21 protein-coding genes and 1 pseudogene are annotated in these 19,963 nt (G+C 72.7%); 11 read left to right on the top strand and 11 right to left on the bottom strand.

Annotation, left to right across the window (positions count from 1 at the left end; translation table 11 throughout):
- Positions 1–81 precede the first annotated feature (81 nt).
- Positions 82–1,092, top strand: a complete 1,011-nt coding sequence (locus PV342_RS07550; protein WP_400801602.1) for an aldo/keto reductase — start codon at positions 82–84, stop codon at positions 1,090–1,092.
- A gap of 34 nt (positions 1,093–1,126) precedes the next feature.
- Positions 1,127–1,711, top strand: a complete 585-nt coding sequence (locus PV342_RS07545; protein ID WP_391578021.1) for a TetR/AcrR family transcriptional regulator — start codon at positions 1,127–1,129, stop codon at positions 1,709–1,711.
- 116 nt (positions 1,712–1,827) lie between these two features.
- Here PV342_RS07545 and PV342_RS07540 read toward each other — a convergent pair whose 3' ends face one another.
- Positions 1,828–3,210, bottom strand: coding sequence for a glycine--tRNA ligase (locus PV342_RS07540; protein ID WP_361011170.1), 1,383 nt, complete (start codon positions 3,208–3,210; stop codon positions 1,828–1,830).
- Between the two features lie 183 nt (positions 3,211–3,393).
- Here PV342_RS07540 and PV342_RS07535 point away from each other — a divergent pair, with 183 nt between their 5' ends.
- Genes PV342_RS07535 through PV342_RS07520 form a run of 4 tightly spaced genes read left to right on the top strand, consistent with a single transcriptional unit; the run spans position 3,394 to position 6,516 of the window.
- Positions 3,394–4,347: a metal ABC transporter solute-binding protein, Zn/Mn family gene (locus tag PV342_RS07535; RefSeq protein ID WP_500316253.1), complete on the top strand. Its 954-nt coding sequence runs from the start codon at positions 3,394–3,396 to the stop codon at positions 4,345–4,347.
- A 34-nt stretch (positions 4,348–4,381) separates the two neighbouring features.
- Positions 4,382–5,143, top strand: a complete 762-nt coding sequence (locus PV342_RS07530; protein ID WP_018556660.1) for a metal ABC transporter ATP-binding protein — start codon at positions 4,382–4,384, stop codon at positions 5,141–5,143.
- Complete coding sequence (locus tag PV342_RS07525) at positions 5,143–6,036, top strand: metal ABC transporter permease (protein WP_500316251.1); 894 nt, start codon at positions 5,143–5,145, stop codon at positions 6,034–6,036. Before PV342_RS07530 ends, PV342_RS07525 begins: the two co-directional genes overlap by 1 nt.
- 51 nt (positions 6,037–6,087) lie before the next feature.
- On the top strand, positions 6,088–6,516 hold the full coding sequence (locus PV342_RS07520) for a Fur family transcriptional regulator (RefSeq protein WP_400801592.1): 429 nt from the start codon (positions 6,088–6,090) through the stop codon (positions 6,514–6,516).
- 11 nt (positions 6,517–6,527) lie between these two features.
- Here the strand turns inward: PV342_RS07520 and PV342_RS07515 are convergent, their stop codons facing one another.
- Genes PV342_RS07515 through recO form a run of 3 tightly spaced genes read right to left on the bottom strand, consistent with a single transcriptional unit; the run spans position 6,528 to position 8,624 of the window.
- Positions 6,528–6,929 (bottom strand): hypothetical protein, encoded by a 402-nt coding sequence (locus tag PV342_RS07515; protein WP_400801590.1) that lies wholly within the window; start codon positions 6,927–6,929, stop codon positions 6,528–6,530.
- A gap of 48 nt (positions 6,930–6,977) precedes the next feature.
- Positions 6,978–7,817 carry an isoprenyl transferase gene (locus PV342_RS07510; RefSeq protein WP_500316248.1) on the bottom strand — a complete coding sequence of 280 codons (840 nt, stop codon included), beginning with the start codon at positions 7,815–7,817 and terminating at the stop codon, positions 6,978–6,980.
- Between the two features lie 60 nt (positions 7,818–7,877).
- Positions 7,878–8,624: a DNA repair protein RecO gene (recO, locus tag PV342_RS07505; RefSeq protein WP_018556655.1), complete on the bottom strand. Its 747-nt coding sequence runs from the start codon at positions 8,622–8,624 to the stop codon at positions 7,878–7,880.
- A gap of 56 nt (positions 8,625–8,680) precedes the next feature.
- On the opposite strand from recO, the gene PV342_RS07500 reads away from it, so the two are divergent.
- Positions 8,681–9,043 (top strand): DUF1304 domain-containing protein, encoded by a 363-nt coding sequence (locus PV342_RS07500; protein WP_386993729.1) that lies wholly within the window; start codon positions 8,681–8,683, stop codon positions 9,041–9,043.
- Positions 9,043–9,342, top strand: coding sequence for a hypothetical protein (locus PV342_RS07495; RefSeq protein ID WP_361011152.1), 300 nt, complete (start codon positions 9,043–9,045; stop codon positions 9,340–9,342). Before PV342_RS07500 ends, PV342_RS07495 begins: the two co-directional genes overlap by 1 nt.
- On the opposite strand, the gene PV342_RS07490 is transcribed toward PV342_RS07495, so the two are convergent.
- From PV342_RS07490 to leuA, 5 genes are all read right to left on the bottom strand, one after another.
- Positions 9,332–10,021: a response regulator gene (locus PV342_RS07490; RefSeq protein ID WP_500316245.1), complete on the bottom strand. Its 690-nt coding sequence runs from the start codon at positions 10,019–10,021 to the stop codon at positions 9,332–9,334. The genes PV342_RS07495 and PV342_RS07490 overlap by 11 nt on opposite strands.
- A complete protein-coding gene (locus PV342_RS07485) occupies positions 10,018–11,364 on the bottom strand; it encodes a sensor histidine kinase (RefSeq protein ID WP_500316243.1) in 1,347 nt (448 codons plus the stop codon). Before PV342_RS07485 ends, PV342_RS07490 begins: the two co-directional genes overlap by 4 nt.
- Positions 11,304–13,433 (bottom strand): MMPL family transporter, encoded by a 2,130-nt coding sequence (locus tag PV342_RS07480; protein ID WP_500316241.1) that lies wholly within the window; start codon positions 13,431–13,433, stop codon positions 11,304–11,306. Before PV342_RS07480 ends, PV342_RS07485 begins: the two co-directional genes overlap by 61 nt.
- 191 nt (positions 13,434–13,624) lie before the next feature.
- Positions 13,625–14,362: a TerB family tellurite resistance protein gene (locus PV342_RS07475; protein WP_400801579.1), complete on the bottom strand. Its 738-nt coding sequence runs from the start codon at positions 14,360–14,362 to the stop codon at positions 13,625–13,627.
- A 182-nt stretch (positions 14,363–14,544) separates the two neighbouring features.
- Positions 14,545–16,308: a 2-isopropylmalate synthase gene (gene leuA / locus PV342_RS07470; RefSeq protein WP_400801577.1), complete on the bottom strand. Its 1,764-nt coding sequence runs from the start codon at positions 16,306–16,308 to the stop codon at positions 14,545–14,547.
- A gap of 306 nt (positions 16,309–16,614) precedes the next feature.
- Between leuA and PV342_RS07465 the strand changes: the two genes are divergently transcribed.
- A complete protein-coding gene (locus PV342_RS07465) occupies positions 16,615–17,733 on the top strand; it encodes a M4 family metallopeptidase (RefSeq protein ID WP_500316239.1) in 1,119 nt (372 codons plus the stop codon).
- A 9-nt stretch (positions 17,734–17,742) separates the two neighbouring features.
- Entirely contained in the window at positions 17,743–18,009 is a 267-nt protein-coding gene (locus PV342_RS07460) for a protealysin inhibitor emfourin (protein ID WP_386993738.1), read from the top strand.
- Positions 18,010–18,054: 45 nt separating this feature from the next.
- Here the strand turns inward: PV342_RS07460 and era are convergent, their stop codons facing one another.
- Positions 18,055–19,008, bottom strand: a complete 954-nt coding sequence (era, locus tag PV342_RS07455; protein WP_018556645.1) for a GTPase Era — start codon at positions 19,006–19,008, stop codon at positions 18,055–18,057.
- 225 nt (positions 19,009–19,233) lie between these two features.
- On the opposite strand from era, the pseudogene PV342_RS07450 reads away from it, so the two are divergent.
- Positions 19,234–19,509: pseudogene (locus PV342_RS07450) on the top strand (helix-turn-helix domain-containing protein); the annotation flags it as partial.
- Between the two features lie 56 nt (positions 19,510–19,565).
- Here PV342_RS07450 and PV342_RS07445 read toward each other — a convergent pair.
- Positions 19,566–19,913 carry a cytidine deaminase-like protein gene (locus PV342_RS07445; protein ID WP_400801573.1) on the bottom strand — a complete coding sequence of 116 codons (348 nt, stop codon included), beginning with the start codon at positions 19,911–19,913 and terminating at the stop codon, positions 19,566–19,568.
- Between the last annotated feature and the right edge of the window lie 50 nt (positions 19,914–19,963).

Raw genomic sequence — 19,963 nt, 5'->3', positions numbered from 1 at the left:
CAGATATTGAAATCTGTCAGTGCATGTGTCACTGTTGTCAGCATCCCCGCCCGACCTCCTGATCCGACCAAGGAGTCCCCCTTGCAGAACCGCACCCTCGGTTCCTCCGGCCCCACCGTCTCCGCCCTCGGCCTCGGCGCCATGGGCATGTCCGCCCTCTACGGCGACGCAGATCGCGGCGAGTCGATCGCCACGGTCCACGCCGCCCTCGACGCCGGCGTCACGCTGATCGACACCGGCGACTTCTACGGCATGGGCCACAACGAGCTGCTCGTCGGCGAGGCCCTGCGCACGGCCTCCCCGGCCGACCGCGAAAAGGCGCTGGTCAGCGTCAAGTTCGGCGCCCTTCGCGGGCCCGGCGGCGACTGGCTGGGCCTCGACGGCCGCCCGGCCGCCGTGAAGAACTTCGCCGCGTACTCCCTGCAGCGCCTGGGCACCGACCACATCGACGTCTACCGCATCGCCCGGGTCGACCCGGACGTCCCGATCGAGGAGACCGTCGGCGCCATCGCCGAGCTCGTCGAGGCCGGCTTCGTACGGCACATCGGCCTGTCCGAGGTCGGCGCCGCCACCCTGCGCCGGGCCGCCGCCGTGGCCCCGATCAGCGACCTGCAGATCGAGTACTCGCTGATCTCCCGCGGCATCGAGGACGAGATCCTGCCCACCGCCCGCGAACTGGGCGTCGGCGTCACGGCGTACGGTGTGCTGTCCCGCGGTCTGATCAGCGGCCACTTCACCCGCGACCGGCAGCTGGCGGGCAACGACTTCCGCGCCATGAGCCCCCGCTTCCAGGGCGAGAACCTGGAGCACAACCTCGGGCTGGTCGAGGCGCTGCGCAAGATCGCGGAGCAGAAGGGCGTCACGGTCGCCCAGACCGCCATCGCCTGGGTGCTGTCCCGGGGCGAGGACATCGTCCCGCTGGTGGGCGCCCGCACCCGCGAGCGGCTGGCCGAGGCGCTGGGCGCGCTGGACGTGACCCTGGACGCGGACGACCTGGCGGCGATCGAGGCCGCCGTCCCGCCCGGCGCGGCCGCAGGCGAGCGCTACCCGCAGTCGCAGATGGCCCACCTGGACAGTGAGCACGGGCACTGACGGGCACCCGCCCGGCCCTGGGAGAATGGCGACCATGCCACCCGAGACGCTGACCGCCGAACGCATCCTCGAGACCACGGAAGAGGTGCTGCGCCGTTACGGCCCGGCCAAGGCCACCGTGGTCGACGTGGCCCGTGCCCTCGGCGTCAGCCACGGCAGCGTCTACCGGCACTTCCGCACCAAGGCCGCGCTGCGCGAGGCGGTCACCCAGCGGTGGCTCGACCAGGCCCACGCGGAGCTGTCGGCGATAGCGGAGGACGGCGGGCGGCCGGCCCAGGCGCGGCTGCGCACCTGGCTGGAGGCCCTGTTCGCGGCCAAGCGGCGCAAGGCGGGCGGCGACCCCGAGCTGTTCGCCACCTACATGGCGCTGACCGAGGAGCACAGCTCCGTGGTCGCCGGCCACGTCGCGGTCATGGTCGGGCTCCTCACCCGGATCATCCGGGACGGCGTGGCCGGCGGGGAGTTCGCCGCCGGCGACCCCGGGGCCGCCGCGCAGGCGGTGTGGGACGCCACCGTCCGCTTCCACGACCCGGCGTACGCCGCCGAGTGGTTCAGCCCGGGCGTCGACGCCGCGTACTCCGCGGTCAACGACCTGATCCTGCGCGGCCTGCGGGCCTGAGCCCCGGCCGCCCGGGCCCCAGGGCCGGCGTGCGCGAAAGGCGCCCGTCCACTCCCTCTCGGGAGCGGCCGGGCGCCTTTCGCGTACGTCCGGGTCCGGACCAAGGCCGAGACGGCCTAGCAGCCGAGCAGCCGGCCGCCGAGGTAGGCCTCGACCTGGTCCAGCGAGACGCGCTCCTGCTTCATGGTGTCGCGCTCGCGCACGGTGACCGCGTTGTCCTCGAGGGTGTCGAAGTCGACGGTCACGCAGAACGGGGTGCCGATCTCGTCCTGGCGGCGGTAGCGGCGGCCGATGGCACCCGCGTCGTCGAACTCGATGTTCCAGTGGCGCCGCAGGTCGGCCGCGAGGCCCTTGGCCTTCGGCGAGAGCTCAGGGTTGCGCGACAGGGGCAGGACGGCGACCTTGACCGGCGCCAGGCGCGGGTCGAGGCGCATGACGGTGCGCTTCTCCATCACGCCCTTGGCGTTCGGGGCCTCGTCCTCGTTGTACGCGTCGAGCATGAAGGCGAGCATGGCGCGGTTGAGACCCGCCGCGGGCTCGATGACGAACGGGAAGTAGCGCTCACCGGCCTCCTGGTCGAAGTACGACAGGTCCTGGCCGCTGGCCTGGCTGTGGGCCTTGAGGTCGTAGTCGGTGCGGTTGGCGATGCCCTCCAGCTCCGAGTACTCCGTGCCGCCGAAGTTGAAGCGGTACTCGATGTCGACGGTGCGCTTCGAGTAGTGGGACAGCTTCTCCTTGGCGTGCTCGTACCAGCGCATGTTCTCCTCGCGCATGCCGAGGCCCCGGTACCAGTCCCAGCGCTGCTGCATCCAGTACTCGTGCCAGGTCTCGTCCTCGCCCGGCTTGACGAAGAACTCCATCTCCATCTGCTCGAACTCGCGGGTCCGGAAGATGAAGTTGCCGGGGGTGATCTCGTTGCGGAAGGACTTGCCGGTCTGGGCGATGCCGAATGGCGGCTTGCGGCGCGAGGTCTGCTGCACCAGGCCGAAGTTGGTGAAGATGCCCTGCGCGGTCTCCGGGCGCAGGTACGCGACCGCGCCGGAGTCCTGGGTCGGGCCCAGGTGCGTGGACAGGAGGCCGGAGAACTGCTTGGGCTCGGTGAAGGTGCCCTTGTTGCCGCAGTTCGGGCAGTTGAGGTCGGAGAGGCCGTTGGCCGGCAGGTGGCCGTGCTTGGCCTCGTACGCCTCCTCCAGGTGGTCCGCGCGGTAACGCTTGTGACAGGAGGTGCACTCGGTGAGCGGGTCGGTGAACGTGGCGACGTGGCCCGAGGCCTCCCAGACCTCGCGGGCCAGGATCACCGAGGAGTCGAGGCCGACCACGTCCTCCCGGGAGGTGACCATCGCACGCCACCACTGGCGCTTGATGTTCTCCTTCAGTTCGACGCCCAGCGGTCCGTAGTCCCAGGCGGCGCGCTGACCGCCGTAGATCTCGCTGCAGGGGAAAACAAAGCCACGGCGCTTGCTCAGGCTGACGATGGTGTCGATCTTGTCGGCGGCCACGGTGCTCTCTTCAGACGACGAAGCGGTCGGTGGAGTCCGCCGGGTCGCGTGCGGTCCGGCGAATACCTCAGATTACCGGCGGGTGCGGGGGCTGTATCAAATCGGTTCCGCACTCCGGGAGCTCCTTGGTCCGACCAGAGGGCCAATTGACAATCGTTTCCAATTTTGTTGAAAATGGGTGTCATGAACATAGGTCGCGCTCTGGTCCCCCTCGCCGCCCTCGCCGGGCTGGCCGCCCTCTCCGCCTGCTCCACCGCGGGCGCGGGCGGCGAGGACGGCAGGCTGAAGGTCACCGCTTCCTTCTACCCGATGCAGTTCCTGGCCGAGCAGATCGGCGGCGGGCACGTCGACGTGACGGAACTGACCAAGCCCGGGACCGAACCGCACGACCTGGAGCTCACCCCCCGGCAGACCGGCGAGCTGGGCGAGTCCGACGTCATCGTCTACCTCAAGGGCCTGCAGCCCGCCGTCGACGACGCGATAGCCCAGTCCGGCGTGGAGAACACCGTCGACGCCGCCGCGCTGACCCCGCTGGAGGACCACGGCACCGAGGTCGACGGCCACGACCACGGCCCCGACGACGACCACACCGGGCACGAGGACGGCGAGGACGCCGGCGCCGACCCGCACATCTGGCTCGACCCGGTCCGCTACTCCGAGGTCGCCGAGGGCGTGGGCAAGGCCCTCGCCAAGGCAGACCCGGGCCACGAGGCGGCCTACGAGAAGAACACCGCGGCGCTGGTGAAGAAGCTGGGCGCGCTGAACACCGACTTCCAGGACGGGCTGAAGAACCGTTCCTCGGACACCTTCATCACCACCCACGCCGCCTTCGGCTACCTCGCCGAGCGCTACGGGCTGGTCGAGCAGGCGATCAGCGGCATCGACCCGGAGTCCGAGCCCAGCGCCGCCCGGATGAGGACGCTGCACACCCTCGCCGAGGACAAGGGCGTCAGCACCGTATTCTTCGAGACGCTGGCCAGCGACAGGACCGCCAGGACCCTCGCCGGCGATCTCGGCCTGAAGACCGCGGTGCTGGACCCGATCGAGGGCATCACCGACAAGTCCGCGGGCCGCGACTACTTCGAGGTCCAGCACAGCAACCTTCAGGCCCTGCGCGCGGCGCTCGGCGCGAAGTGAGGCGATGATGACGGAGCCCGGTACGGAGGCTGGAATGGACACGGTCATATCGATGCGGGGTGCGACCGCCACGCTCGGCTCACGGCCGGTACTGCGCGGCGTCGACCTGGCCGTGCGGCGCGGCGAGGTCGTCGCGCTGCTCGGCGCCAACGGCTCGGGCAAGTCCACCGCGATCCGCGCCGTGGTCGGCCAGGTGCCGCTCACCTCGGGCGGGCTGGAGCTGTTCGGCACCCCACTGAACCGCTTCCGCGACTGGGCCCGGATCGGCTACGTGCCGCAGCGCACCACGGCGGCCTCCGGCGTCCCCGCCACCGTCCGCGAGGTCGTCTCCGCCGGGCGGCTGGCCCGTACGAAGCTGGGCCTGCCCCGCAAGGCGGACCGCCGGGCCGTGGAGCACGCCCTGGAGCTGGTCGGGATGGCCGACCGGGCCGCCGACCCGGTCGAGGCGCTCTCCGGCGGCCAGCACCAGCGGGTGCTGATCGCCCGCGCGCTGTCCGTCGAACCCGAACTGCTGATCATGGACGAGCCGATGGCGGGCGTCGACCTCGCCAGCCAGGAAGTGCTCGCCGGGACGCTGCGCGAACAGGTCTCGCTGGGCACCACCGTCCTGCTGGTGCTGCACGAACTCGGGCCGCTCGAGCCGCTGATCGACCGCGCGGTGGTGCTGCGCGACGGCTGCGTCGTCCACGACGGGCCCCCGCCCAAGGCCCAGGGACAGCACGCGCTGCCCGGCCACGACCATGTCCACCCGCACGCCGGTCACGCGGCCGAACCGATCCGGACGGGGCTGTTCTGATGGAGCTGTTCTCCTACGCCTTCATGCAGCGGGCGCTGGTCGCCGCCGTCCTCGTCGGCATCACCGCCCCCGCGATCGGCATCTACCTCGTCCAGCGCCGCCAGTCCCTCATGGGCGACGGCATCGGCCACGTCGCCCTCACCGGTGTCGGCCTCGGCTTCCTGCTCAGCGCCAACCCGGTGTGGATGGCGACGGCCGTGGCGGTCGCGGGCGCCGTCGTCATGGAACTCATCCGCTGGTACGGCAGGACGCGCGGCGACATCGCGCTCGCGATGCTCTTCTACGGCGGCATGGCGGCCGGTGTGCTGTTCACCTCGCTCGCGCCGAACGGCTCCAACGCCAACCTGCTCACCTATCTGTTCGGCTCCATCACCACCGTCTCCCCGCAGGACATCACCGCGATCTGCCTGCTGGCCGGTTTGGTGGTGCTGGTCACCGTGGGCCTGCGGCGGCAGCTGTTCGCGGTCTCCCAGGACGAGGAGTTCGCCCAGGTGACCGGACTGCCGGTGCGGCTGCTCAACCTGCTGGTCGCCGTCACCGCGGCGGTCACGGTCACGGTCGCCATGCGGGTCGTCGGGCTGCTGCTGGTCAGTGCACTGATGGTGATCCCGGTCGCCGCCTCGCAGCAGGTCGCCCGGAGCTTCGCCACGGCGTTCGCACTGTCGGTCGTGATCGGCGTGGTGGTCGCCTTCTCCGGAACGGTGACCTCGTACTACGCCGACGTGCCCTCCGGGGCGACCATCGTGCTGCTGGCCATCGGCGTCTTCGTCACGCTGACGCTGCTGGCGGCGCCGCTGGCGAAAAAGCGTGCACGCCGTGCCGCAGGGGACGGGACACGGTGCACCCTGGAGGTACCCGCGGCGCGTCCCACCGAGGACGACGTCCGGGTATGAGCTCCAGGCCTGGCAGAATGACCGACCAACCGACCGAGTAGGAGGCCACCGGTGACGACCGCCAAGCCCCCCGTCCGCGGCCGATCGACACGGCAGCGTGCCGCCGTCGCCGCGGCCCTCGCCGAGGCCGACGAGTTCCGCAGCGCCCAGGAGCTGCACGACCTCCTCAAGCACCGGGGCGACTCGGTCGGCCTCACCACGGTCTACCGCACGCTGCAGTCCCTCGCCGACGCCGGCGAGATCGACGTGCTCCGCACCGGCGACGGCGAGTCCGTCTACCGGCGCTGCAGCAGCGGTCACCACCACCACCTGGTCTGCCGGGTCTGCGGCAAGGCCGTCGAGGTCGAGGGTCCGGCGGTCGAGAAGTGGGCCGACACCATCGCCGGGGAGCACGGCTTCGTCGACGTCGCCCACACCGTGGAGATCTTCGGCACCTGCGCCGACTGCGCCGGCTGCGGCGGCGGCCCCGCGCAGGCCTGAGCCCGCGCCGGTCAGCGGTCGTAGCAGAGGTACGAACCGTCGTCGGCCCGGCCGACGCTGTTGTGGGACCAGCAGTGCAGGGCGGGGGCGACGGTGCACATGCGCCACGCGAGGAGCGCGGCCAGGCACAGGGCCGCGCCGCGCGCCGCCCTTGAACGCCGGACCGCCACCGCGACCCCGCCCGCGGCGAGCAGGGCCGCGAGCGCGCACAGGTAGACGACCAGGGGAGCGGTGTTGTCGCGCAGGCCCGGACCCGACTCCATGTCCATCGTGGCGAGGAAGCCGAGCATCACCAGGCAGGCGCCGGCCGCGAAGACCACCGCCGCGGTGCAGCCGCGCGCGGCGGTGTCCCCCCACACCGCGTCGCCGTCGCGCGCGCCCTGCGTACCGGCAGCGCTGTCGACGCCTTCCATGCCCCTCCCCCCGTGACCGCGGTCGCCCGGTGGGCGACCGCGGGGTGACTACTCGCCGTCCGCGTCGCTCTGCGCGCCCGGCGGCTGCTCGTTGGGGATCGCGCCGCCGAAGCGACGGTCGCGGGAGGCGTACTCCAGGCACGCGCGCCACAGGTCGCGGCGGTCGAAGTCCGGCCAGAGGACGTCCTGGAAGACCATCTCGGCGTAGGCGGACTGCCAGATCAGGAAGTTGGAGGTCCGCTGCTCCCCGGAGGGCCGGACGAACAGGTCCACGTCCGGCATGTCCGGGTGGTACATGTACTTGGCGAGGGTCTTCTCGTCGACCTTGGAGGGATCGAGGCGACCCGCCTTTATGTCCTCGCCCAGGCGCGCCGCCGCGTCGGCGATCTCGGCGCGGCCGCCGTAGTTGACGCACATGTACAGCGTCATCGCGTCGTTGTCGCGGGTCATCTCCTCCGCGACCTGGAGCTCCTTGACGACCGACTTCCACAGCCGGGGCATGCGCCCGGCCCAGCGGATGCGGATGCCCATCTCGTGCATCTCGTCGCGGCGGCGGTGGATGACGTCCCGGTTGAAGTTCATCAGGAAGCGGACCTCGTCGGGGGAGCGCTTCCAGTTCTCGGTCGAGAAGGCGTACAGGGAGAGGTTCTTGACCCCCAGCTCCAGGCAGCCCTTGAGGACGTCCAGCACGACCGACTCGCCGATCTTGTGCCCCTCGGTGCGGGGCAGGCCGCGCTCCTTGGCCCAGCGGCCGTTGCCGTCCATCACGATGGCCACGTGCTGGGGGACCAGTTCCCCCGGGATCTTGGGGGGCTGCGCGCCGGACGGATGCGGGTCGGGAGCCCGGTACTCGCGCCGGGGACGGCTCAGAATCCCGCGTACTGCCATGACCTTGCTCTCCACTTCCTGTGCCTCACGACTTGGTGCTGCCGGGCCCGCCGGGTACCGCTACTTCTCGATGAAGCGCAGACTGCGCAAGCCGCGCTCCAGGTGCCACTGCAGATACGCGGCGACCAGTCCGCTGCCCTCCCGGCAGTGGCGCGGTTCGCACGCGTCGGCGGTCTCCCAGTCCCCTCCGAGCAACGCGCCGAGGAGTTCCAGTGACTCCAGTGAGGGTACGACGCTTCCGGCCGGGCGGCACTCGCCGCATACGACTCCTCCCGCGGCGACCGAAAAGAACCGATTGGGGCCGGGCATCCCGCACTTCGCGCAGTCCCCGAAGCTGGGGGCGTAGCCGTTGACCGCCAGTGAGCGCAGCAGGAAGGCGTCGAGCACCAGGCGCGGGTCGTGCTCACCGTCGGCGAGCGTGCGCAGGCCGCCGACCAGCAGCAGGTACTGCTGCACGGCCGGTTCGCCCTCGTGGTCGGTGAAGCGCTCGGCGGTCTCCAGCATCGCCGTGCCCGCGGTGTAGCGGGCGTAGTCGGTGACGATGCGGCTGCCGTAGGGGGCGATCGTCTCGCCCTGGGTGCACAGCGGCAGACCGCGGCCGACCAGTTCTCCCCCGCGCGCGAAGAACTGCACGTCCACGTGGGAGAAGGGCTCCAGCCGGGCCCCGAACTTGGACTTCGTCCGCCGCACGCCGCGGGCCACCGCCCGCACCCGGCCGTGTCGGCGGGTGAGCAGGGTGATGATCCGGTCCGCCTCGCCCAGCTTCTGGGTGCGCAGCACGATGCCGTCGTCGCGGAACAGACTCATGCGCCCATTCTCCCGTACGCAGCGAGCGGTCCGGCCCGGGTCGTACGCTACGGCCCATGTCGATCACTGCGACCGTCGCCGTACTGCTCATAGCGGCCCTCCACGTCTACATCCTGGTCCTGGAGATGTTCCTGTGGACCACCCCCCGCGCCCGGGCGGCCTTCGGCACCACCGAGGAGTTCGCCCAGGAGAGCAAGGCGCTCGCCGCCAACCAGGGGCTCTACAACGGTTTCCTGGCCGCCGGCCTGGTGTGGGGCGCGGTGGCGTCCGACCCGGTGGGCTTCCAGGCGAAGGTGTTCTTCCTGGTCTGCGTGGCGGTCGCCGGGCTGTACGGGGCCGCGACCGCGAGCCGCCGGATCCTCTTCGTGCAGACCGTGCCGGCGCTCGTCGCCCTGGCGCTGGTGCTGGCGGCCCGCTGATGGACTCCGTCACCCACCACATCACGGCCGCCGGCCCCGACGGCACCGAACTGGAGGTGCTGTACGGCTACGCGGACCGGCAGCGGCGGATGCTGGAGTGCCGGCACTGCGCATGGCGCGAGCAGATCACCTGGGGCGGCGCCAGGGACAAGGCGCTGGCCCATCTGTCGCAGGCCCACGGCGCCACGAGGGCGCCGGCGATGGCCGCGGACGGACGGACACTGGGCACGACGGTGTGGACCGTGCTCGCCTGCTTCGCCGTCGCCGCCGCGATCCTCCTCTGGGCGGTCAGCCGCTGAGCCCCGCCGTTCCGCCGGGGGCGACCAGCCCCGACTCGTAGGCCGCGATCACCAGCTGGGCGCGGTCGCGGGCGCCGAGTTTGCCCATGATCCGGCTGACGTGCGTCTTGGCGGTGAGCGGGCTCAGGCCCAGCGCCTCGGCGATCTCGGTGTTGTTCAGGCCCCGCGCGACGAGGGTGAGCACCTGCCGCTCCCGTTCGGAGAGCGCGGCCAGGCGTTCCGGCACCGGGCCGCCCTGCGGCGGCCCCTCGGGCAGGCGCAGCACCCGGGCGATGAGCCGTGCCGTCGGCCCGGGCGAGAGCAGCGCCTCGCCCGCGGCGACCGTACGGATGGCGTCGAGCAGGTCGGCGGGGCGGGTGTCCTTGACCAGGAAGCCGCTGGCGCCGGCGCGCAGCGCGGGCAGGACGTGGTCGTCGCTGTCGTACGTGGTGAGCACCAGCACCCGGACACCGGCCAGGTCCTCGTCGGCGGCGATGAGCCGCGTGGCCTCGATGCCGTCGAGGTCCGGCATGCGGATGTCCATGATCACCACGTCGGCACGGCCGGCGCGGGCCGCCGCCACGGCCTCCCGTCCGGTGGCCGCGTGCCCGACGACCCGCATGTCGGGCGCGGACTCGACGAGCATCGCGAAGGCCTCGCGGACCAGGTTCTGGTCGTCGGCGAGCAGGACCCGGATCACGCGGGGCCTCCCGCGAGCGCGCCGCCCCCGCCGAGCGGGAGGACGGCCGCGACGGCGAAGCCGCCCTCCGCGGAGGGGCCGGCCGTCAGGGTGCCGCCGACGCTGCGGGCCCGCTCGCGCATGCCGACGAGGCCGTAGCCGGCCGGGGCGGGCTCCTCCTGCGGCGGTCCGGACGGCGCCATGGCCCGCCAGGGACGCCATCTGCCGTCCTGTTGCGGCGGGGCCGGCGCCTCCGCCTCCGCGCAGCGGGGGCCGTCGTCGGTGACGGCGATGCGCAGGGCCGCCACCTCGGCGTCCAGGGACACGCCCACCCGGACCCGGGTGCCGCCGCCCGCGTGGCGTACCGCGTTGGTCAGTGCCTCCTGCACGATCCGGTACGCCGCCGCGCCGATGGCCGGGGGGACCCCGTCGGCACCGGGCGCCACCGCCAGTTCGACCCGGGCCCCGGCGGCCTCCGCGGACCGGGCGAGGTCGGTGACCCCGGCCAGGCCCGGCAGCGGACCGCGTTCGTCGTCACCGCGCAGCACCTGCAGGGTGGCCCGCAGTTCCGTGCGGGCGTCGCGGCAGGTCTCAGCGATGTTGTCCAGGGCCCCGGCGACGGCCGTACGGTCCAGCCGGTCCGGGTCGGCGAGCAGCACATGGGCGGCGACCGAGGTCTGCACGCCGATGACGGTGATGCTGTGGGCCAGCAGGTCGTGCAGGTCCCGGGCGATCCGCAGGCGCTCCTCGGCGACCCGGCGGGCCGCCTCCTCCTCGCGGGTGCGCATCGCCCGCTCGGCGCGCTCCACGACAGCTGCCACGTACTTGCGCTGGATCCGCACCGCCTCGCCGACCAGGGCCATCGCCAGCACCCAGCCGCCGCTGCGGAGCATGTCGCCGACGGCGTGCCGGTCCGGGGTCGCGGCCATCACCGACGCCATGATCCCGACGACCGCCGTCACCGTCGGGAAGGTCCGCAGCGGCGGTCCGGCCACGGCCAGCGAGTACACCGCCACCATGCTCGCCGGCACGACGGCCACGTGGAGGTTGTCCAGGGCGTGGTAGGGCCCGACCGTCAGGACCGTCGCGATCATCACGGCCATCGGCACCCGCCGCCGCGCCGTCAGCAGCAGCGCGCTGACGACGAGCAGCGTCCAGCCCACCGCGTCCGGCCGGTGCCCGTTCCGGTCGGGGAAGAACAGGGCGAGCGCGCACTGCGCCGCGAGCACGGCGACGGCGAGCAGGGCGTCGCCGTGGGAGGCGAGGACGATGCGTGGCTGCTTGGGCACGGCTCCATCTTCCGCTACGGGGTCGGGGAGTTCCCAGGGTGCGGTGCCGGCCTGCCGAGCCGGCCCGGCCACCACACCCGGCGTCCCAGCAGCAGACTCGCCGACGTGACGAGGCAGGTCCGCACCAGGAAGGTGTCCAGCAGCACTCCGACGGCGATGACGAAGCCGAGCTCGACCAGCGACACCAGGGGCATGGCGAGCAGCACCGAGAAGGTCGCCGCCAGCACCAGCCCGGCGGAGGCGATGACCCCACCCGTGGTGCGGAGCGCGGTGAGGGCCGCGGCGGCGGGCGCGGCACCGGCGAGCGACTCCTCCCGCATCCGGTGCATCAGGAAGATGCCGTAGTCGACGCCGAGCGCGACCAGGAAGACGAAGGAGAGCAACGGCAGCCCCGGGTCGGTCCCGCCGAAGCCGAAGAGCGGGCCGAACACCAGGCCGCCGATGCCCAGCGAGGCTCCCCACACGGCGATCACCGCCGCGACGAGCAGCAGCGGCGCGACGATGCTGCGCAGCAGCGCGACGAGGACCAGCAGCACCGACAGCAGGACGAGCGGCACCACCAGCAGGCGGTCCCGCGCGCTGGTGTCCGCGAGGTCCAGTTGCTGGGCGCCGGGCCCGCCGACGTACGTCCCGTAGCGGCCGTCCAGTTCGGCGCGCAGCGCCTCGACGGTGGCGGCCTCGCCCGCCGAGTCCGGCACCGCCCGGGCGGTGACGGACAGTTCGGTCCAGCCGCCGCCGCTGCGGCCGCGTTCCACGGCGGTGACGCCCTCGGTCGTCCGGGCGGCCGCCGCGACCTCCGCGGCCCGGCCGGCGGGCGCCATGACGGTGATCGGCTGGGCGCCGCCGTCGCTGTCCGCGCGGGCGAGGGTGCGCATGGCCGCGACCGACTCGGGGGCGCTGGTGAAGGCGTCGTCGTTCCTCAGGCTGCCGGGCAGGCCGACCGCGCCGACGGCCAGCGCTCCCAGCAGCACCGCCCCGCCCGCGAGCACCGCGAGCGGCCGGCGGGCGACCAGGCCGCCCATCGAGGTGAACAGTCCCCGCCGCACGGGCGGTTCCCCGCCGTGCACCGGGACCAGCGGCCAGAAGACCCGGCGGCCGAGCAGCACCAGCAGCGCGGGCAGCAGGGTCGTCATGGCGGCCAGCGCGCAGAGCACCCCGACCGCGGCGATCGGCCCCATGCCGCGGCTGCTGTTGAGGTCGGCGGCGAGCAGGCAGAGCAGGCCCGCGGCCACCGTCGCGGAGGAGGCCAGCACCGCGGGCCCGCAGCCGCGCAGCGCGGCGCGCATGGCGTCGTACGGGCGCGGCACCCGCCGGAGTTCCTCGCGGTAGCGGGAGACGAGCAGCAGGGCGTAGTCCGTCCCGGCGCCGAAGACCAGGATGGTCATCACGCCCTGGCTCTGGCCGGTGACGGTGATGTCGAAGGCGCGGTGGAGGCCGTGGACCGCGGCCATGGCCGTGGCGTCGGCGACACCGGCGACCAGGAGCGGCAGCAGCCAGAGCAGCGGACTGCGGTAGATGAGGACCAGCAGGACGGCGACGACGGCCACCGTGGTGTACAGCAGCGGCCCGTCGAGCGAGGAGTACACCTCCTTCATGTCCGTGCCGACCGCCCCGGGGCCCCCGACCTGGACGGTCAGCCCGTCGCCGCCGGCCGCCACGGCGCGCACGTCCTCGACGAAGGCCTCCACGGCCGCGTCGTCCTGGCCGGGCTCGGTGCTCGCGACCGGGTACATCAGCGTGCTGCCGTCCTGCGACGGGACGCCGCGCGGCTGTCCGGCACCGGTGAGCCGGTGCGCCTTCGCGACGTCGGCCATCTGCCCGGCGGCCCTGGCCCGGTCGGCGGCGGTCAGCCCGCCGTCGCGGTGGTAGACGACCAGCAGTTCGGTCGCCTCACCGCCCGGGAGCGCGTCCTGCAGCACGGCAGCGCGTGTCGAACCGGCGCTTGCCGGGAGGTAGTCGACGGCGCGGTTCTGCTGGTCGCCGGCGAGGCCGCCCGCCATCGGGCCGGCGAGCGCGAGCACCGCGAGCCACAGGAGGAGCACCCCCCAGGGCACCAGGCGCGCCGCGCGCCGTCCGTCCCTTGCGCGCCGCGGCGGCGCCTGCGCCGGCGCGCCCGCCGTGCTCTTCGTGCTGGTGGCCCCCATCGCGGGCCTCCCTCCGGGCCGGTGGTCTGGTCGCTTCCAGACTCCCGGCCGCGGAGCGCCGTTTCGTCGGGCCCGAGGGCGAACCGCGCGTTACTCCCCGGGGTGCGGGACGGGTCCCGTTACTCCCCGGGGAGTACGCCCGCTGGCGGTGGCAACGGCGGTGGAGGGGATCGCGGACGGCGGGGCGGCCGTCAGGACGGCGTGCGGGCCGCGGCCTCCAGGATGCGCTCGGTGTCCGCGCCGACGAGGCCGAGGCAGCGGCCGACGGCGCCGAGGACCTCCCGCTCGGCGGGCAGGTAGGGGCCGTCGGCGAGGGCGATGAGGGCGCCCTGGAGCAGGACGTACTCGCGGCCCTGGGGGGCCAGGTGCCGGGAGAGGGGCTCCAGGGCCTCGTGGAGCTCGATGGACAGCCAACTGCCGCAGCCGTCGAGGGCGTCGGCGAGCCCGTCGGCGTCCAGCGCGTCGGAGGCGCCGGGGAACCGGCCCTCGTCGGCGACGATCGCGGCGAGCAGGCCGAGCAGTTGGTCCTCGGTGCAGTCGGTGAACCCGGCCGAGCGGACCGCGCCGACGGCGGCCTCGCGGGCGCCGCGCCCCATCGCGCCGCCCGCGGTGAGCACGGCGAGGGCGACGGTGTGGACGGCGTCGCGGAGCATGGCGGAGAAGACGGTGGTGGTGGGCTGCTCCAGGACCTCCGGGCCGTGGTGCGCGCGGCACACCACGCACTCCACGACCGTGCCGGCCGAGCCGCGCGGCAGCAGGGGCAGGCCCAGCAGGGTCAGCCGGCGGGTGCCGGTGCGCCGCCGGTAGCCTCGGTCGCCGCCGCAGCCGGAGCAGAAGAACTCCCCGTCACCTTCGGTGTGCCAGACCGTCCGCACGCCCAAGATGCACAAGCCCTTGATCTGGAGCACTTCGCACCCTCCGGCCGCCATCCCGATTACACCGGTTCGTCCCATTACGCGCCGTACGCGTGGGTAACGCTCCGGCAACGGCGCCGTCATGACGTGATGTTAGCCACATGAGCAACGCGCAGTCAGTACCACGAGAGGGGCGAATACAAGAATCGGCCACGGCGCCCGGGCGGGCGCCGTGGCCGGTTCACCGTCCGCGGTGACTACCGGGCCGCGCGGTTGACGGCGGAGACGACCGCCTTCAGCGAGGCGCGGGTGGTGTTGGCGTCGATCCCGATGCCCCACAGGACCTTGCCGTCGATGGCGCACTCGATGTAGGAGGCGGCCTGGGCGCTGGCGCCCTCGCTCATGGTGTGCTCGGTGTAGTCCAGCAGGCGGGCGTCGACCCCGACCGAGGCCAGCGCGTCGAAGAACGCGGAGATCGGGCCGTTGCCGGTGCCGGTCAGGACCGTCGCGGCCCCGTCCACGGCCGCCTCGACGGTCAGGGTGTCGGCGCCGTCGCTGCTGGTCGAGGTCTGCGCCGAGCGCAGGGCGATGCGGCCCCAGGCGTTCTCCGGGGTGGGCAGGTACTCGTCCGCGAAGATCGCCCAGATGTCCTTGGGGGTGACCTCGCCGCCCTCGGCGTCGGTCTTCGCCTGGATGATCTTCGAGAACTCGATCTGCATCCGGCGCGGCAGGTCCAGCTTGTGGTCGTTCTTCAGGACGTACGCCACACCGCCCTTGCCGGACTGCGAGTTGACGCGGATCACGGCCTCGTAGGAGCGGCCGACGTCCTTGGGGTCGATCGGCAGGTACGGGACCGCCCACTCGATCTCGTCGACCGTCTTCCCCCGGGCGGCCGCGTCGGCCTCCATGGCGTCGAAGCCCTTCTTGATGGCGTCCTGGTGGGAGCCGGAGAAGGACGTGTAGACCAGGTCGCCCACGTACGGGTGGCGCGGGTGGACCTCCATCTGGTTGCAGTACTCGGCGGTGCGGCGGATCTCGTCGATCTGCGAGAAGTCGATCATCGGGTCCACGCCCTGGCTGAACAGGTTCATGCCCAGGGTGACCAGGTCGACGTTGCCGGTGCGCTCGCCCTGGCCGAACAGGCAGCCCTCGATCCGGTCCGCCCCCGCCATCAGCGCCAGTTCCGCGGCGGCGACGGCCGTGCCGCGGTCGTTGTGGGGGTGGACCGACAGGCACACGTACTCGCGCCGCGACAGGTTGCGCGACATCCACTCGAAGCGGTCCGCGTGCGTGGAGGGCGTGGAGCGCTCCACGGTGGCCGGCAGGTTCAGGATGATCTCGCGGCCCTCCTCGGGCTGCCAGACGTCCATGACCGACTCGCAGACCTCCAGCGCGAAGTCCAGCTCGGTGTCGGTGAAGATCTCCGGGCTGTACTGGTAGCCGAAGACGGTCTCGTCGCCCAGGATCTTGTCCGCGTACTCCATGACCAGCCGTGTGCCGTCCACGGCGATCTGCCGGATCTGCTCCTTGGAGCCGCGGAAGACCACCCGGCGGAAGGTCGGGGCGGTCGCGTTGTACAGGTGCACCGTCGCGCGCGCCGCGCCGCGCAGCGACTCCACGGTCCGCTCGATCAGCTCCTCGCGGGCCTGGGTCAGTACGGAGATCGTGACGTCATCGGGGATCGCGCCCTCCTCGATGATGGAGCGCACGAAGGCGAAGTCGGTCTCGCCCGAGGCCGGGAAGCCGACCTCGATCTCCTTGTAGCCCATCTTCACCAGCAGGTCGAACATCGCGCGCTTGCGGGCCGGCGACATGGGGTCGATCAGCGCCTGGTTGCCGTCCCTCAGGTCGGTCGACAGCCAGCGCGGGGCCTTGGTGACCCGCCGGTCGGGCCAGGTGCGGTCCGGGATCTCCACGGACTCGTACGGCGTGTACTTGTGGACCGGCATCGCCGTCGGGCGCTGGCGCACGGTCGCGGCGGTGATGGGCGTGGGGCGGCCGACGGCGTTCGGGGTGGACATCTGCGGGGGTGCTCCTCGGTTGCGGCTGTGGAGGCGGCCGACCGGCGCTGGTGCAACGCCAAACCCCGCGGGGAGGGAGTCGACCTGGACTACAGGCCCTCGCCGCGGCAGCTAAGAAGAAGCAGCCCGAAACGCATGATGCTGTCGACCATAGCCGAGCCCCCGGGGACCCTGCAGCCGCTGCGGCATTCTTCTCAGTATGCAAGACCGCCCGTGATGACATGAAAAACGCATATCTTCCCCCCTTTCCGTGGATCATGGTGACAGCTAGTGACAGACAGTGAGCACCGTGCCACATTGCCCTGCATGGAGCAGACACCCGTTTTTTGCACGATCGTGCCGCCGCATGTCCTCGACAAGGTCGCCCGGAACGAGGACCGCGCACTCGCCGAACCCGCCCGCCGCACCCTGGAACGCGACGCCGCGGAGCGCACCCGCCGCCGGCTGACCACCGTCATCGGCGCCCTCCCGGTGACCGGGGCGGAGCCGTCGGACCGGCCGCGCCGCACGATCAGCGATGCCGAGCACCGCACGGACCTGCCGGGGCGGGCGGTGCGCGGGGAGGGCGACACCGCCGTCGCCGACGCCACCGTCAACCGGGCCTACGACGGGCTGGGGGCGACCTTCGAGCTCTACCTGACGGCGTACGGCCGCCACTCCATCGACGACTCCGGGCTGCCGCTGAACGCCACCGTCCACTACGACCGCGACTACAACAACGCCTTCTGGAACGGCGAGCAGATGGTCTTCGGGGACGGCGACGGGGAGATCTTCCTCGACTTCACGCTCCCCCTCGACGTCATCGGTCACGAACTCACCCACGGCGTCACCCAGTACACCGCCAACCTCGACTACTTCGGCCAGTCCGGCGCCCTCAACGAGTCGATGTCCGACGTCTTCGGCTCCCTCATCAAGCAGTACGCGCTCGGCCAGACCGCCGACGAGGCCGACTGGCTGATCGGCGCCGGACTGCTCGCCCCGCGCGTCACGGGAGTGGCGCTGCGCTCCATGAAGGCCCCCGGCACGGCCTACGACGACGACGTCCTCGGCAAGGACCCGCAGCCCGGCCACATGGACTCCTACGTCCGCACCTCGCGGGACAACGGCGGCGTGCACATCAACTCCGGCATCCCCAACCGGGCGTTCCACCTGCTCGCCACCGCGCTGGGCGGCAACGCCTGGGAGCGGGCCGGGCTGGTCTGGTACGACGTGCTGACCGGCGGAGAGCTGTCGCCGAGGGCGACGTTCGCCGAGTTCGCCCAGGCGACGGTCGCCGCGGCCGCGGGGCGGTTCGGCGAGGGCGAGGAGCACGCCGCGGTGGTGAAGGCGTGGTCGGAGGTCGGCATCGCGACCGCCCTCGGCGGCACCGACGTGCCGCGCCAGTCGCCCGCCCCGGAAGGTGCGCGACCGCCCGCCCACGGGTAGGCGTCCGCCATGCGCATAGAGGTGATCCGCTCCGGCGGCTTCGCGGGGATCGAGCGCCGGGCCGTGCTGGACACCGCCGGCCGGCCCGACGCGTTCCGTCTGCACGCCCTGGCCCGCGACATCCTCGCCGCGGACCCGGGCGGGCCCCCGCAGGGCGTTCCGGACGGCTTCCGGTACGAGATCGCGGTCGACGGCCGCACGGTGCACTGCGCCGACCCCTGGCTGACGGAGGAACAGCGCGAACTGGTCCGGCTGGTGCTGAAGGAGGGGGCCTGACGTCCGCGCCGCCGGCCTTCGGGGCCCGGCCTTCGGGCCGGAGGGTCAGAAGCCGAGCTTGCGCAGCTGCTTGGGGTCGCGCTGCCAGTCCTTGGCGACCTTCACGTGCAGGTCGAGGAAGACCGGCGTCCCGAGCAGCGCCTCGATGTGGCGGCGGGACTTGGTGCCGACCTCCTTCAGCCGAGAGCCCTTGGGGCCGATGATGATGCCCTTCTGGCTGGGGCGCTCGATGTAGATGTTGGCGTGCACGTCCAGCAGCGGCTTCTCCGCGGGGCGTCCCTCGCGCGGCAGCATCTCCTCCACCACGACGGCGATGGAGTGCGGCAGTTCGTCCCGTACGCCCTCGAGCGCGGCCTCACGGATGAGCTCGGCGACCATGACCTGCTCGGGCTCGTCGGTCAGGTCGCCCTCCGGGTAGAGCGCGGGGCCCTCCGGCAGCAGCGGGACGATGAGGTCGGCGAGGAGGGAGACCTGCTTGTCGCCGACCGCGGAGACCGGGATGATCTCGGCCCACTCGATGCCCAGCTCGGCGCCGAGCTGGGCGACGGCCACCAGCTGCTCGGCGAGCCGCTTGGAGTCCACCAGGTCGGTCTTGGTGACGATGGCCACCTTCGGGGTCTTGCGGACCTCGCCCAGCTCCTTGGCGATGTAGCGGTCGCCAGGGCCGAGCTTCTGGTCGGCGGGCAGGCAGAAGCCGATCACGTCGACCTCGGCCCAGGTGGTGCGGACGACGTCGTTGAGCCGCTCGCCGAGCAGGGTGCGCGGCTTGTGCAGACCGGGCGTGTCGACGAGGACGAGCTGGGCCTCGGGGCGGTGCACGATGCCCCGCACGGTGTGCCGGGTGGTCTGCGGCCGGTTGGAGGTGATGGCCACCTTCGTGCCGACCAGAGCGTTGGTCAGGGTGGACTTGCCCGCGTTGGGGCGGCCCACGAAGCAGGCGAAGCCGGCTCGGTGGGCGGGGGCGGGGGTCGTCTCGGTGCGCACGCTCATGGCGACCATTGTCCCTGATCCACCGGGCCCGGCCGACGCCCTCAGCCGGCGGCCGCGGCCGCCGGTGCCCGGCGCGGGGCGGCCCGCTGCGGGCAGGGGTGTTGGCCGGTGGCGCGTACTCGCCGCTGACCTGTGCGTTCCGGGCGGGCCTGGACGCTCGGGGTGCGTTTGCCGGGCCGTCGTCCAGCGTTACGCCGGGAGCACGGAACCGTCCAGGAGGCACTGCTATGACCGATGGCTATGGACGTCCATCTGCGTGACCTCCGCTACTTCACCGAGGTCGCGGACGAGCTGCACTTCACCCGGGCCGCCGAGCGGCTGCGCATCTCCCAGCCCGCGCTCTCCAAGCAGATCCGGGCCCTCGAACGCCAGCTCGGCTTCAGCCTCTTCGACCGCGGGCCGCGCAGCGTCGCGCTCACCGCGCAGGGTGAGGCACTGCTGCCCGCGGCCCGCGCCCTGCTCGGCGACTGGGAGCACGCCCTGGGCGCGGCCCGCGCGACGGGGCCCGCCTCGGGCTGACCGCCGGTGCCCGCCGGCGGGCCGGGACCGCGGGCGGGCCGGCGGACTCAGCCGGCGGTGATCGTCGCCCTGACGGCGCCGTCGGGCCCGGCCAGCAGCACGGGGGTGTCCGCACCGCCGAGGTCGCGCACGGCCGCGCGGTCCGCGTCCGGCACCGCCTCCGCCTCGGACACCACGGCCGCCGCCTCCAGTGACGTGGCTCCGCTCGCCACGGCCATGGCCACCGCGGTCTGCAGCGCGCTGAGCGAGAGCGACTCCAGGGCGACGGTGCCCGCCACATAGGTGCGGCCCGTCTCGTCGCGGACCGCCGCGCCCTCGGGGACCCCGTTGCGGGCCCGGGTGGAGCGGGCCAGGGTGATGATCTTGCGGTCTTCCGCGGGCAGCTCGTCGCTCATGGCGGTCAGCGTAGCCGTCCCGGCGCCTCCCCCTCGAGGACAGGGCTCTG

It is taken from the genome of Streptomyces sp. PA03-3a, assembly GCF_033792735.1.
Classification (GTDB): Bacteria; Actinomycetota; Actinomycetes; order Streptomycetales; family Streptomycetaceae; genus Actinacidiphila.
This window is presented reverse-complemented; position numbering and strand designations above follow the sequence as displayed.